General features: G+C 72.5%; 11 protein-coding genes. 2 read left to right on the forward strand and 9 right to left on the reverse strand.

Annotated elements, in window-relative coordinates; all coding sequences use genetic code 11:
• Nucleotides 1-89 precede the first annotated feature (89 nt).
• A complete protein-coding gene (locus ACFV9H_RS17760; RefSeq protein WP_385398831.1) occupies nucleotides 90-3,467 on the reverse strand; it encodes a S8 family serine peptidase in 3,378 nt (1,125 codons plus the stop codon).
• Nucleotides 3,468-3,554: 87 nt separating this feature from the next.
• Entirely contained in the window at nucleotides 3,555-4,586 is a 1,032-nt protein-coding gene (locus tag ACFV9H_RS17765; protein WP_385398834.1) for a GlxA family transcriptional regulator, read from the reverse strand.
• Nucleotides 4,587-4,712: 126 nt separating this feature from the next.
• Between ACFV9H_RS17765 and ACFV9H_RS17770 the strand changes: the two genes are divergently transcribed.
• On the forward strand, nucleotides 4,713-5,636 hold the full coding sequence (locus ACFV9H_RS17770; protein ID WP_385398837.1) for an NADP-dependent oxidoreductase: 924 nt from the start codon (nucleotides 4,713-4,715) through the stop codon (nucleotides 5,634-5,636).
• Nucleotides 5,637-5,643: 7 nt separating this feature from the next.
• Here ACFV9H_RS17770 and mnmA read toward each other — a convergent pair whose 3' ends face one another.
• Complete coding sequence (gene mnmA / locus ACFV9H_RS17775; RefSeq protein ID WP_385398840.1) at nucleotides 5,644-6,780, reverse strand: tRNA 2-thiouridine(34) synthase MnmA; 1,137 nt, start codon at nucleotides 6,778-6,780, stop codon at nucleotides 5,644-5,646.
• Nucleotides 6,781-6,848: 68 nt separating this feature from the next.
• Here mnmA and ACFV9H_RS17780 point away from each other — a divergent pair, with 68 nt between their 5' ends.
• Complete coding sequence (locus ACFV9H_RS17780; protein ID WP_385398842.1) at nucleotides 6,849-7,508, forward strand: N-acetylmuramoyl-L-alanine amidase; 660 nt, start codon at nucleotides 6,849-6,851, stop codon at nucleotides 7,506-7,508.
• A gap of 26 nt (nucleotides 7,509-7,534) precedes the next feature.
• Here the strand turns inward: ACFV9H_RS17780 and ACFV9H_RS17785 are convergent, their stop codons facing one another.
• The 6 genes from ACFV9H_RS17785 to ACFV9H_RS17810 form a co-directional block, all read right to left on the reverse strand.
• Complete coding sequence (locus ACFV9H_RS17785; RefSeq protein WP_385398845.1) at nucleotides 7,535-8,698, reverse strand: cysteine desulfurase family protein; 1,164 nt, start codon at nucleotides 8,696-8,698, stop codon at nucleotides 7,535-7,537.
• A gap of 177 nt (nucleotides 8,699-8,875) precedes the next feature.
• On the reverse strand, nucleotides 8,876-9,733 hold the full coding sequence (locus ACFV9H_RS17790) for a thioesterase family protein (protein WP_385398848.1): 858 nt from the start codon (nucleotides 9,731-9,733) through the stop codon (nucleotides 8,876-8,878).
• 47 nt (nucleotides 9,734-9,780) lie between these two features.
• A complete protein-coding gene (locus ACFV9H_RS17795; protein WP_385398849.1) occupies nucleotides 9,781-10,437 on the reverse strand; it encodes a trimeric intracellular cation channel family protein in 657 nt (218 codons plus the stop codon).
• 318 nt (nucleotides 10,438-10,755) lie between these two features.
• Nucleotides 10,756-11,883 carry an ABC transporter ATP-binding protein gene (locus ACFV9H_RS17800; protein ID WP_385398850.1) on the reverse strand — a complete coding sequence of 376 codons (1,128 nt, stop codon included), beginning with the start codon at nucleotides 11,881-11,883 and terminating at the stop codon, nucleotides 10,756-10,758.
• Nucleotides 11,880-12,992, reverse strand: coding sequence for an ABC transporter ATP-binding protein (locus ACFV9H_RS17805; RefSeq protein WP_385398853.1), 1,113 nt, complete (start codon nucleotides 12,990-12,992; stop codon nucleotides 11,880-11,882). The genes ACFV9H_RS17800 and ACFV9H_RS17805 overlap by 4 nt, the downstream gene beginning before the upstream one ends.
• The gene (locus ACFV9H_RS17810; protein ID WP_385398855.1) at nucleotides 12,989-13,990 is read right to left on the reverse strand and encodes an ABC transporter permease; all 1,002 of its coding nucleotides are present in this window, start codon (nucleotides 13,988-13,990) and stop codon (nucleotides 12,989-12,991) included. Before ACFV9H_RS17810 ends, ACFV9H_RS17805 begins: the two co-directional genes overlap by 4 nt.
• Between the last annotated feature and the right edge of the window lie 12 nt (nucleotides 13,991-14,002).

Consider the following 14,002-nt stretch of genomic DNA (forward strand, 5'->3'; position numbering starts at 1 on the left):
CCATGCTCGCATTCCGCCGCGCGGGGGCGCGGCCCCCCGGGTGGTCGCCCGGGGGGCCGCGCCGTACGGGGCCTGGACGCTCGCGGGTGTCAGTCCGCGAGCCAGGCCCGGATGATCGTGATCTCGGACTTGTTGCCCGAGCCGTCGGTCGTCGTGCCGCGGAGGGAGACGTTCCCGCCCTTCGCGGGGTTCTTGACCGTCACCGCACCGGACCGGACCGGGACGGTGCTCCAGGTGTAGCCGTCGTCGTACGAGACCTGGACCGTGAGGGTCTTCGCGGCCGCGCCCTGGACGGTGACCGGGACGCGGACGGTCCGGCCCGCCGGGGAGGTGCCGGCCAGGGACAGGTCGGGGGTGAAGCGGACGGCGGACAGCGGGATCGACGTCGGTGCCTCGGGGTCGGCGGGCGTGGTCTTCGAGCGGAACCACCAGGTGGCGGTCACCTTCGAGGAGATGCGGGAGACCGTGTCCGACCGGGTGGTGGAGGTGACCAGCTTGTACGAGCCCGTGGCCGCCGGGACGGTGAAGCGCGACGCCAGGGCGAGTTCCGCGTCGTCGCTGCCTACCTGCACGCCGTTGCGGTAGAGGACCGTCCGGCCCTTGGTGAAGTAGTCGGAGCCTTCGTGTCCGGCGCCGTCCGCGAGCAGCGGCAGCGTCCCCCACAGCTCGTCGCCCTGGCGGTAGAGGCCGAGCCCCGCCGCGGTGTCGACGCGCGGACCGAAGACCCCGGCGTTGAAGCGTTCCCGGTAGGTGCGGCCGGCCTGGAAGGTGCGCGGGGCGCCGGTGTCGTACTGCGTCTCGTCGCGCGGGAAGCCGTTCTCGTCCACGTCGCCGGACTGTGAGGTGCTGATCGCCCACTTCGCCCCGTCCACCGCCGACAGGTGGAGCTTCGTCGTGCCCGGCAGGGCCCTGTTGCGGGACAGCGAGCTGCCGCCGGTCGCGCCCGGCAGGGAGCCGATCGCCAGGACCATGCCCGTCTTGCCGGGCACCGAAGCGCCCTGCTCCACCACGACCGTGGCCAGTTGGGCCGCCTTCAGCTGCCGCTTGTATCCGGTGGCCAGGCGCGTGACGGGGCCTCCGAGGGTGGCGTGGTATTCCTCCGTCTCGCCGTCCGTCCAGTGCGCGTCCCACTGCTGGAACAGGGTGGTGCCCGCGGGTACGTCCGGGCCCTGCTGTCGGGTGCGCAGGCCGGTGTAGGAGTCGAGCCACCAGCCGAAGCCGTGCCCCGAGTCCTCCGTGACCACGGTGTAGAGGGGCATGGCGAACTGCATGGAGGCCGTCCGCGACGGCACGGTGATGTCCACCGGCTTGGTGGTGCGCGCGTCGAGGGTCACCGTGCCGTCACCGGTGACCTCCAGCCAGGGTTGGGCGATCCAGTCGATCCCCCGGGTGAAGTCGTTCGGGTCGACGAGGATGTTCGTGTTGAGCAGGTAGCCGCCCACGGGCACCCGCAGGGTGTCCTGACCGGAGGCCGGGCTCCACGCGAAGCGCCTGCCCGCGGCGCCGGCCGTCAGGCCCCGGAGGGCGGAGCCGTAGGCCGTGGCGGGCTTTCCGTCCCGCCCGAGGTGCTTGAGGGTCAGGTTGTACGACTCGGCCTCGCGCTCGATGGCCACGGCGGTGCGGACGCTCTGCCCGGCCGGGCCGGTGGCCACCACGTACGCGGTGTAGGTGCCGTCCACCTGGGTGCCCAGTCGGGTGTCGACGATGACGCCGACGGAGGCGGTGCCGCCCGCCGGGACGGTCACCCGGGGCGCGTCGAAGGTGACCATGCCGGCCGGGGCGGGCTTGTCGTCGGGGTCGGTGACGGTCGCGGCCAGTTCGAGGGTGACCGGGGCGGTGCCCAGGTTGCGGTAGGCGAGCTGCTTCTTCTCCGGGGTGTCGTCGTCGTGCGGCCACTGCCGGCCGGCGAAGACCAGCGAGCCCGGTTCGGCGACGAGCTCCAGGCGCAGCGCGTTGTCGACGGCGATCCGGCCGCCGCCCTGCTCGTACGCCCCGCCCCGGCGGGGCTTCGCGGACCCCGCGAGGACACCCTTGAGCTCGGTTCCGGTCCACTGCGGGTGCTGCTGCTTGAGCAGCGCGGCGGCGCCCGCGGCGTGCGGGGCGGCCATCGAGGTGCCGGAGAGGGTGATGTAGCCGTCCGGGTTCTGGCCTTGGCCTCCGAGGGCGCTGCCGTCGGCGGCGGCCGCCGTGATGTCCACGCCCGGGGCGGTGACGTCCGGCTTGATCGCGCCGTCGCCGATGCGGGGGCCGACGCTGGAGAAGTCGGCGATGGCGTCGTCGTCGTTGACCGCGCCGACGGTGAGCGCGGCGTCCGCGCTGCCCGGGGAGCTGATGCTGCCGCGGCCGGAGCGGCCGCTGTTGCCCGCCGCGATGGCGAACAGCACGCCCCGGTCGGCGCTCAGCTTGTTCACGGCCGCTTCGAGCGGGTCGATGCCGGGGGTGTCGGCGCCGCCGAGGCTGAGGTTGACGACGTGGGCGCCCTGAGCGGCGGCCCATTCGATGCCGGCGAGGATGCCGGAGTCGTCGCCGGAGCCGTGGTCGTCGAGGACCTTGCCGCTCAGCACCTTGGCGCCGGGTGCGACGCCCTTGAACGCGCCGCCCGACTTGGCGCCCGTGCCGGCGGCGATGGAGGCGACGTGGGTGCCGTGCCCGTGCCGGTCCTTCGCGTCGGCGGCGGAGGAGAAGTTCTGTTCGGAGACGATCTGCCCGGCGAGGTCGGGGTGGCCGGCGTCGACGCCGGTGTCGAGGACGGCGATCTTGACTCCGGTGCCGTCGTAGCCGGCGTTCCAGGCCTGGTCGGCGCCGATCTGCCGGGTGCTCTTGTCGAGGTCGGCGGTGCGTACGCCGTCCAGCCAGACGGTGGCGATGCCGGGGGTGGTGGTGGGGGCGGCGCCGCGGGCCTGGGCGCCGGTGAGGGCGGTCCAGACGGCCGCCGCCCGGTCGGGGCTCGCGCTGACGGCCTCGGCGTCGAGGAAGGCGTACGTACGGTCCACCTGGAGGCCGCCCGCCGCGCGCAGAGCGGACTTGGCCGCGGGGGCCGCGCCTGCCTCGTAGCGGACGATCAGCTTGAGCCGGTCCCCGCGGGCCCCGCGGGACGCGGCCCTGCCGAGCTCGGTGATGTCGAAGAGGCGCGGGTCGAGCCGGCCGGTGTCGATCAGACGTTGGGCGTCCGCCGGGACGAGGCTGGTCCGGTCGCCGCTGCGCTCCACCGAGACGGGCGTCTTCTCGCGTCCCGGGGCGGGCCGGAAGCCGACGGGGCGGCCCGCGGCGTCGACGGTGACCCGGTCGCCGGTGATGAGGGTGAGGTGGGTCAGGCCCTGCCGGGCGGTCTGGTTGCGCTGCCCGGCGCCGGACGGGCCGGGTGTGGGCGCGGCCGAGGCGGGTACGGTCAGGCCCGCCGCGAGCGCGATGGTGGCGACGGCGGCCGTCGCGGCCGCCCCCGTCCGCCGTTTGCGATGTATTCGCACGTCGATTCCCCCTGGGTCAACGGTGATCGCCCGCGGGGCGCAGCCCGCCCGGCGGATCACGAAGTATCACTCAGAGGTGACGAACACTCAATTGTGCGTCAGGACAGTGCTGTTGGGGCGGTTGAAGGTACGACGGTAGGCGATTGGCGAGATACCGATCGTCGAACGCATGTGGGCTCGAAGGGAGTTGGCGGAGCCGAAGCCGGAGCGGTGGGCCACCAGGTCGACGGGGAGGTCGCTGGATTCCAGCAGGTTCCGAGCGATCTCCAGGCGTTGGGCGGTCAGCCACTGGACCGGGGTCACGCCTACCTCGTCGCGGAAGCGGCGGGTGAAGGTGCGCAGGCTCATCCGCGCGTGGGCGGCGAGCTCGGCGAGGGTCAGCGGTTCGGCGAGGTGCTCCAGGGCCCAGGCGCGGGTGGTCGTGGTGGTGGCGACGGTGGGCTCCGGGACGGGCCGGTCGATGTACTGGGCCTGCCCGCCGTCGCGCCAGGGCGGTACGACGCACATGCGGGCGGCGCGGTTGGTGACGGCGGCTCCGTGGTCGCGGCGGATCAGGTGCAGGCAGAGGTCGACGCCGGCGGAGACCCCGGCGGAGGTCAGGATGTCGCCGTCGTCGACGAAGAGGACCTCTTCGTCGAGGAGGACCCGCGGGTAGGCCCTGCGGAACTCGGGGGCGAGGTTCCAGTGGGTCGTCGCGGGGCGGTCGTCGAGGAGTCCTGCGGCGGCGAGGACGTAGGAGCCGGTGCAGATCGAGACCAGGCGGGTGCCGGGCCGGATGCCGGCGATGGCCGCCGCGACCTCGGGCGGCAGCGGCCCCCCGCGGGCCAGCTCGGGCATGGCGTGGGTGGGCGGGATGATCACGGTGTCGGCGGCGGCGAGGGCCTCGGGCCCGGCGGCGGGCTGGAGGGTGAACCCGGAGTCGCTCAGCACCGGGCCGCCGTCGGCGGTGCAGACGACGACCTCGTACAGGTCCGCGCCGTCCTCGTCCACGGCGCTGCCGAAGACCCGGGAGGGGATCCCCAGCTCGAACGGCGGGAAGCCGGGCAGGGCGAGCACCGCGATCCGGTGCCGGCCCTTCGCGTCGGTCGCCGTCGTCCCTGCCGTGCTCATTTCACCCATGGCCAGATCCTGTCACATAGTGGCCATCCGGCCAACACCACGACCGCCGCGCCCGGCCGATGCTGGAGGCACATCAGCGGTCGGAACCGACCGGGAGCTGCGGAAACCGTTCGAGGAGAAGAAGAAATGCGTGCTGTCGTCGTGAGCGAGTGGGGCGGCCCCGAGACCCTGGTCGAGCGGGAGATCGAGCGGCCCGAGCCGGGCCTGAACGAGATCCTGGTGCGCGTCCACGCTGCCGGCGTGAACCCGGTCGACTGGAAGACGCGGGCCAGTGGCGCCCTGATCGCCTGGGGCGAGACCCCGATCGTCGGCTGGGACGTCTCGGGCACCGTCGAGGCGGTCGGCCCCGGCGTGACCCTGTACGCGCCGGGCGACGAGGTGTACGGGATGCCGCACTTCCCGCGCCAGGCCGGCGGCTACGCCGAGTACGTGGTGGGCCCGGCCCGGCACTTCGCCCGCAAGCCCGCCTCCCTGGACCACGTGCAGGCTGCCGCGCTGCCGCTGGCGGCGCTGACCGCCTGGCAGGCGCTGGTGGACACGGCCGGCGTCACCGCCGGGCAGCGCGTGCTGGTGCACGCCGCGGCCGGCGGGGTCGGCCACCTGGCCGTGCAGATCGCCAAGGCCCGGGGCGCGTACGTGATCGGCACCGCGAGCGCGGGCAAGCACGAGCTGCTGCGCGAGCTGGGCGCCGACGAGGTGATCGACTACCGCACCACGGACTTCACCGAAGCGGTGTCCGACGTGGACGTGGTGATCGACTCGCTCGGCGGGGACAACGGGCAGCACTCGCTGAAGGTGCTCAAGCCCGGCGGACACCTGGTGACCCTGCCCTCCCCGGACGGCGTGCCGGACGGGGCGGACGGCGTGCACACCGGCTGGACGCTGGTGGAGCCCGACTACCGGGGCCTGGTGCAGATCGCGGCCCTGGTCGAGGAGGGGCGGCTGCGCCCTGTCATCGACACGGTGCTGCCGCTGGCACAGGCCGCGAAGGCCCACGAGCTCGGCGAGCAGGGCCGGACCACCGGCAAGATCGTCCTGACGGTGGTCTGACTCCTCGCTACACGGAGGCGGCCGTGGCCCGGGTGGTCGTGGCGATGGTGGCGGAGCCGACCACGCGCGTGCCGTCGTAGAGCACGATCGCCTGGCCGGGGGCCACGCCGCGGACCGGCTCGCTGAAGGAGACGCGCAGCTCGCCGTCCACGAGCTCGGCGAAGACCTCGGTCTCGCCGCCGTGGGCGCGCAGCTGCGCGGTGTAGGTGCCCGGCGCGGCGGCGGTGGAACCGCACCAGCGGGGGCGGATCGCGGTCAGGGCGGTGACGTCCAGGGCTTCCGCGGGGCCGACGGTGACGGTGTTGTTCACCGGGGAGATGTCGAGGACGTAGCGCGGCTTGCCGTCGGGGGCCGGGTGGCCGATCCGCAGGCCCTTGCGCTGGCCGATGGTGAAGCCGAACGCGCCGTCGTGGGTGCCGACCTTCTCGCCGGTCGCCTCGTCGACGATGTCGCCCTCCGCCTTGCCGAGGCGGTTCGCGAGGAAGCCCTGGGTGTCGCCGTCGGCGATGAAGCAGATGTCGTGGCTGTCGGGCTTCTTCGCGACGGCCAGTCCGCGGCGCTCCGCCTCGGCGCGGATCTCGTCCTTGGTGGTGAGGGTGTCGCCGAGGGGGAAGAGCGCGTGGGCGAGCTGCTTCTCGTCGAGGACGCCGAGGACGTACGACTGGTCCTTGGCCATGTCGGAGGCGCGGTGCAGCTCGCGGGAGCCGTCCTCGTTGAGGACGACGGTGGCGTAGTGGCCGGTGCAGACGGCGTCGAAGCCGAGGGCGAGGGCCTTGTCGAGCAGCGCCGCGAACTTGATCTTCTCGTTGCAGCGCAGGCAGGGGTTCGGGGTCCGCCCCGCCTCGTACTCGGAGATGAAGTCCTCGACCACGTCCTCGCGGAAGCGCTCGGCGAGGTCCCAGACGTAGAAGGGGATGCCGATGACGTCGGCGGCGCGGCGGGCGTCGCGGGAGTCTTCGATGGTGCAGCAGCCTCGGGCGCCGGTCCGGAAGGACTGCGGGTTCGCGGAGAGCGCCAGGTGGACGCCGGTCACGTCGTGCCCGGCTTCGACCGCGCGGGCGGCGGCGACGGCGGAGTCCACGCCACCGGACATGGCGGCCAGGACGCGAAGGGGGCGGGAGGTGCGCGGCAGGTTCTCAGTCATAGCACCGTCCAGGGTACGGGGAACCGCAAGGGGTCACAGCGCGTTATCGGCTGTGGGGGGTGGATCACATGGCGAAGCAGGGCGACGAGGGGAAGAAGCCGCCGGGCAGGACCCGCAGGGCGGTGCTGTTCGGCGGGCTCGGGATCTTCACGGTGGCGGCGATCGTCGGCCGGGAGGAGATCGGCCGGGCCTGGTGGCTGGTGCCGGGGGTGGACAAGCCGCGCAAGGAAGGCGAGATCGACCACGCGGGCGCGAGCTGGACCGCGGCCTCGCCGGCGAACTGGCGGCTGGCGGACCGGCCGGACGACTACCGGGTGGACCGGATCGTCGTGCACGTCACGCAGGGCGGCTTCGAGTCCTCGGTGGACGCCTTCAGGAACCCGTGGCACAAGGCGTCGGCGCACTACATAGTGCGTGGGGACGGCCATGTGGAGCAGATGGTGCGCGAGCTGGACGTGGCCTTCCACTCCGGGAGCCGCTCGATGAACGAGCGCAGCATCGGCATCGAGCACGTGGGCTACGTGGACCGGCCGAAGGACTTCACGGACACGATGTACGCGACCTCGGCCCGGCTGGCGGCCGACATCTGCCGCCGCTACGGCATACCCCCCGACCGCAAACACATCCTGGGCCACTCCGAGGTCCCGGGCGCCGACCACACGGATCCCGGGCCCCATTGGGACTGGAACCGGTACATGACCCTCGTGCAGCAGGCCCTGGTGTCGTGACCCGGTGAACCTTGCCGGTCACAGCACTAGCTGAGGCCGGCCGTGCGGGCGCGTTCGACGGCCGGGCCGATGGCTGCCGCAAGGGCCGCCACGTCCTCCTTGGTGGAGGTGTGGCCCAGGGAGAAGCGCAGGGTGCCCCGGGCCAGCTTCGGGTCGGTACCGGTGGCCAGCAGGACGTGGCTGGGCTGGGCCACGCCGGCGGTGCAGGCGGAGCCGGTGGAGCATTCGATGCCCTGGGCGTCGAGCAGGAGCAGCAGGGAGTCGCCCTCGCAGCCGGGGAAGCTGAAGTGGGCGTTGGCCGGGAGCCGGTCGTCGGGGTCTCCCCCGAGGACGGCGTCCGGTACGGCCGCGCGGACGGCGGCGACGAGTTCGTCGCGCAGCGCGCCGATCTCCGTGGCGAACTGCTCCTGCCGCTCGGCGGCGAGTACGGACGCCACCGCGAAGGAGGCGATGGCCGGCACGTCGAGGGTCCCGGAGCGGACGTGCCGCTCCTGACCGCCGCCGTGCAGGACGGGTACGGGGGTCTGGTCGCGGCCGAGGAGCAGGGCGCCGATGCCGTAGGGGCCGCCGACCTTGTGGCCGCTGACGGTCATGGCGGCGAGGCCGCTGTCGCCGAAGTGGACGTCGAGCTGTCCGAAGGCCTGGACGGCGTCGGAGTGCAGCGGGATCCCGTACTCACCGGCGATGGCGGCCAGTTCACGGACCGGCAAGACGGTGCCGATCTCGTTGTTGGCCCACATGACGGTGGCCAGGGCCACGTCGTCGGGGTTGCGCTCGACGGCCTCGCGGAAGGCATCCGGGTGCACTCGGCCGTAGTGGTCCACCGGCAGGTACTCGACCCGCGCGCCCTCGTGCTCGGCGAGCCAGTGGACGGCGTCGAGCACGGCGTGGTGCTCGACGGGGCTGGCGAGGACCCTGGTCCGGGCGGGGTCGGCGTCGCGCCGGGCCCAGTACAGGCCCTTGACGGCGAGGTTGTCGGCCTCGGTACCGCCGGCGGTGAAGACCACCTCGCTCGGGCGCGCGCCGATCGCCTCGGCGAAGGCCTCGCGGGCCTCCTCGACGGTACGGCGGGCCCGGCGGCCGGCGGCGTGCAGGGAGGACGCGTTCCCCGTGGCGGAGAACTGCGCGGTCATCGCCGCGGCGGCCTCCGGCAGCATCGGGGTGGTGGCGGCGTGGTCGAGGTAGGCCATGATCCCCCGATTCTACGAGTCCCGCCGGCCCCGTTACGCCCCGGCGGAAGCCTGGCCCCGGCGGGCGGGCCCCTGGGGCTGAGCCCCAGGGGCCCGCGCCTCGAACGCCGGCGGGGCTGGATTTGGCTGAGCTGCGCTCGAAGGTGCCGCGCAGCGGCGCTTTCGAGCGCAGCTCGGTCAGTTCTGGCGCGGGGCGCGGGCCAGTTGGCGGGACTGGGCCACCAGCTGGTTCGCGGAGTCCCAGACCTCGGCGTCTTCCTCCAGGAAGCCGCCGGCCAGGTTGCGGGTGGTGATGGAGACCCGGAGCGGGCCGGGGGCGGGGCGGCGGCGGATGTGGGTGGTGAGTTCCACCGTCGGGGCCCAGCCGATCAGGCCCAGGTCGAAGACGGTGGGCGGCAGCGCGTCCACCGCGAGGAGCATGGACAGCGGGTCGGCGTCGCGGCCGTCGGCCAGCTCGAACCAGGCCCGCATCTCCCCCTTGCCCGAGGGCGCGCCGACGGCCCAGCCCGCGGTCGCCGGGTCCAGGCGCAGCCGGAGCCGGTCGACGATCGCCGAGCTGCCGGGGATCGGGGCCGGACCGGCCTCCGCGCCGAGGCAGTCCTCGTACGCCGGCATGACGGGCGGCACGGCGGTGGTGCGGACGTCGTCCGGGAGCGAGGCGAGGTCGCCGAAGGAGGCGAGGACGCGGATGCGCTCGACCTCGGCGCCGCTCTCGTCGTACTGGAACAACGAGGCCTGGCCGGTGGAGAGGGTGCGGCCGACGCGGACGACCTGCGTGCGGATCACGGCGGGGCCGGGCACCGAGGAGGTCAGGTAGTGCGCGGAGACGGTGAACGGGTCCGGGTGCGGGAGGGCCGCCGACAGGGCCCGGCCGACCAGGGCCAGCAGGTAGCCGCCGTTCACGGCGGTGATGATCGTCCAGCCGGCGGAGAGTTCCGCGTCGTACACCCCGGGCTCGCCCGGGCGGGCGGTGACGGTGGTGTCGCGGTCGAACTCGCTGTCGCCGATGGACGCCTTGGCAGCTGCGTGTGACATGTAAACGACGGTACACCCGCTCGCTACTAAGCGGTAGCTTTGTTTGGTTACGGCTCTTCGGCCACCGACGAGCGACGGTTCCAGGCCAACGGGGCCCGCCAGTGGTAGCGCATGGCCAGGATGCGCAGCACGAAGGTGGTGACGATCGCCAGGCCCGTGGTGAAGGCGTTGAGGGAGTCGAAGGCGATGGAGAGCGCCACGGTCGAGGCCCCGACGACGGCGGGGACGGCGTACATCTCCCGGTCGCGCAGGAGCGACGGCACCTCGTTGACGAGCACGTCGCGCAGGACGCCGCCGCCGACGGCGGTGGCCACGCCGAGCGCGGCGGAGGCGGTGAGGCCGAGGCCGTACTCGTAGGCCTTGGTGGTGCCCGTCACACAGAACAGCGCGAGGCCGGCGGCGTCGAAGACGTTGATGGCGCGGTTGATCCGCTGGACCTCGGGGTGCAGGAAGAAGACGATCGCGGCGGCGATCAGCGGGGTCACGAAGAAGCTGAGCTCGCCGAAGGCGGCCGCGGGGGTCGCACCGATGACGAGGTCGCGGAAGAGGCCGCCGCCGAGGGCCGTGACCAGGGCCAGGACGGCGATGCCGAAGACGTCGAAGTTCTTGCGGACGGCGAGCAGCGCGCCCGCGGTGGCGAAGACGAAGATGCCGGCGAGGTCCAGGGCATGCTGGATCCCGGGCGGGAAGAGATCGTGGAGCACCGAGCCATTGTCGCCCGACGGGGGGCCGCCTGATGCCGGGCCGGGGGCACGCCTGGCCGCGTCGGCCGCGGCTCCGCCTGAGGACCGGGCTGCGCCCGGCCCCTGGGGCTCCGCCCCAGACCCCGCGCCTCAAACGCCGGCGAGGCTGAACTTGCCCCCCGCCGAGGCTGGAGCCGGCCCGGCAGGGCTGGAGTTGCCCTGGCCCGAGGCGGGAGTTTGGCCCGGCGGGGCTGGTGTTGCCCCCGGCGGGGCTGGAGTCTGCCCGGCGGGGTCGGGGTTGCCCAACGGCATCCCCGACCCCGCCGGTCCTTTCGGCCGCTACTCCGAAATCTTGGCCACCGCGTCGGCCGCGCCCGGGAGGGGCTTGTCGCCCGGGGCCTGGTCGGGGGCGTTCTCCGGGTGGTGGCAGGCGACCTGGTGGCCCGTCTTCAGGGCCACCAGCGGCGGCTCCTGCGTGGTGCAGATCTGCGTGGCCTTCCAGCACCGCGTGTGGAAGCGGCAGCCGCTCGGCGGCGAGATCGGCGACGGCACGTCGCCCTTGAGCAGGATGCGGCCGCTCTTCGCACCGCGCCGGCGCGGGTCCGGGACCGGGACCGCCGACATCAGGGCATTCGTGTACGGGTGCATCGGCGCCTCGTACAGCGACTTGTTGTCCGCCAGCTCGACGATCTTGCCGAGGTACATCACCGCGATGCGGTCCGAGACGTGCCGGATGACCGACAGGTCGTGCGCGATGATCACGTACGTGAGGCCGAGCTCCTGCTGGAGGTCGTCCAGCAGGTTGACCACCTGGGCCTGGATGGAGACGTCGAGCGCCGAGACGGGCTCGTCGGCCACCACGAGCTTCGGGTTGAGCGCCAGGGCCCGTGCGATGCCGATGCGCTGGCGCTGGCCGCCGGAGAACTCGTGCGGGTAGCGGTTGTAGTGCTCGGGGTTGAGGCCCACGAGCGACAGCAGCCGCTGGACCTCCGCCTTGAGGCCGCCCTCAGGGGTGACGTTCTGGAGCTTGAACGGCGCGCTGACGATGGCGCCCACCGTGTGGCGCGGGTTCAGCGAGCCGTACGGGTCCTGGAAGATCATCTGCACGTCGCGGCGCAGCGGGCGCATGCCCGCCACCCCGAGGTGCGTGATGTCCTTGCCCTCGAACTCGACGGTTCCGCCGGTCGGTTCGAGCAGCCGCGTGATCAGCCGGCCCATGGTGGACTTGCCGCAGCCGGACTCGCCGACCACGCCGAGGGTCTCACCGCGCCGGACGTCGAAGTCGATGCCGTCGACGGCCTTGACGGCGCCCACCTGCCGCCGCAACAGCCCCTTGGTGATGGGGAAGTGCTTGGTCAGGCCGGAGACCTTGAGCAGCAGCTCGGGAGCGGGAGCGGCGGCCGAGTCCGTGGCCTGTGCGGGGACGGCGGCCGCGTCCGTCTTCTTGGTTTCGGGCGTCTCGGTCACAGCTTCGGCGCAATCTCTTCGGTCCAGATCCGGGTCCGCTCGTCCTGCGACATGTGGCAGGCGGACCAGTGGCGGCTGCCGTCCTCCTCGACGAGCTCCGGCCGTACCGTGCGGGTCACGTTGCCCTTGGGTACGTCGGCGTACGGGCAGCGCGGGTTGAAGGCACAGCCGCTGGGGATGTTGATGAGGCTGGGCGGCGAGCCCTTGACCGGGATGAGGCGCTCGGTCTGCTCGCGGTCGATGCGCGGCATCGAACCCAGCAGGCCCCAGGTGTACGGGTGGCGGGGCTCGTAGAAGACCTTCTCGGCGGTGCCCCGCTCGACGCAGCGGCCGCCGTACATCACGAGGAGGTCGTCGGCCATCTCGGCGACCACGCCGAGGTCGTGCGTGATCATGATGACCGCGGAGCCGAACTCCTTCTGCAGGTCCCGGATGAGGTCGAGGATCTGCGCCTGGACGGTGACGTCCAGGGCCGTGGTCGGCTCGTCCGCGATGAGCAGTTCGGGGTTGTTGACCAGCGCCATGGCGATCATCGCGCGCTGGCGCATGCCGCCGGAGAACTCGTGCGGGTACGCGTCCACGCGCCGGTGGGGCTCCGGGATGCCCACGCGGTCGAGCATCTCGACGGCCCGCTTGCGGGCCGTCTTCTTGTCGACGTCGTGGTGGGTCCGGTAGGCCTCGATGATCTGCGCGCCGACCGAGTAGTACGGGTGCATCGCGGAGAGCGGGTCCTGGAAGACCATGGCCATCTTGCGGCCGCGGAGCGTGCGCACGCGGTCGGCGTCGGCGCTGACGAGTTCCTCGCCGTCGAGGATCACCTCGCCCGAGATGTGCGGGCGGCTGCGCGCGTTGCCGGTGCGGTGCAGGCCCATGATGGCCAGGGAGGTCACCGACTTCCCGGATCCGGACTCGCCGACGATCCCGAGCGTCTTGCCGCGCTCCAGGTCGAAGGTGAGCCCGTCGACGGACTTGACCAGTCCGTCGTCGGTCGGGAAGTGCACCTTGAGGTCGCGTACGGAGAGGAACGCTCCGTCCCGCGGCCCGGCCTGCTCGGGAACGAAGGCCGGCTTGCCGGAGGTGCCGGAGGAAGAGGCGGGGGTCTCGGTCACGTCAGCCTCACGCGCGGGTCGATGACGGCGTACAGCAGGTCCACGATCAGGTTGGCCATCACCACGAAGAGCGCGGCGAGCAGGGTGACTCCCATGATCACCGGGAGGTCGCCGGCGCTGATCGCCGCCACGGCGGCCGTTCCCAGGCCCTGGAAGTTGAAGGTCGTCTCGGTGAGCACCGCGCCGCCGAGCAGTCCGCCCAGGTCGAGGCCGAACATGGTGACGATCGGGGTCAGGGTGGAGCGCAGGGCGTGCTTGCGGATGACCACACCCTCCTTGAGCCCCTTGGCACGGGCCGTACGGATGTAGTCCTCGCCGAGGACCTCCAGCATCGTGGCGCGGGTGATGCGGGCGTAGGTGGCGGCGAAGAGGAAGGCGAGCGTGACCCAGGGGAGGATCATGCTGTTGAGCCAGGCCACCGGATCCTCGGTCAGAGGTTTGTAGTTGGAGACCTCCAACCAGCCGAGGCCGTAGACGAAGATCGCGGGGGCCACCATGCCGGTGAAGAAGATCGGCAGGGAGACGCCGGCGAGCGCGCCGACCATGACGGTGCGGTCGATGGCGGTGCGGCGCTTGAGCGCCGAGACCACGCCGGTGGCCACACCGGCGATCACCCAGATCACGGCCGCCCCGAGGGCGAGCGAGAGGGTGACCGGCATCCGGTCGAGCATGGTCTCCCAGACGGGCGCCTCGGTCTTGAAGGAGTAGCCGAAGCAAGGCGCCGCGCAGTGCGTGACATCCGTGCCGCCGTCGTAGTCGCGGCCGGCGAAGATGCCCTTGAGGAAGAGCAGGTACTGCTCGGAGATGGGCTTGTCGAAGCCCATCTTCACGCGGATGCCCGCCAGGGCGGTCTCGTTGGTCTCGCGTCCCGCGTACATCAGTGCGGGATCGCTGCCGGTCAGCTTCGGGACCGCGAAGAAGATGCCGAAGGTGACCACGGAGACCACCAGCAGCGTTGCGACGACATTGAACAGCCGCCGTATGAGGTAGACGAGCACTGCAGTCGGCCG

The organism is Streptomyces sp. NPDC059874 (assembly GCF_042731135.1).
Taxonomy (GTDB): Bacteria; Actinomycetota; Actinomycetes; order Streptomycetales; family Streptomycetaceae; genus Streptomyces.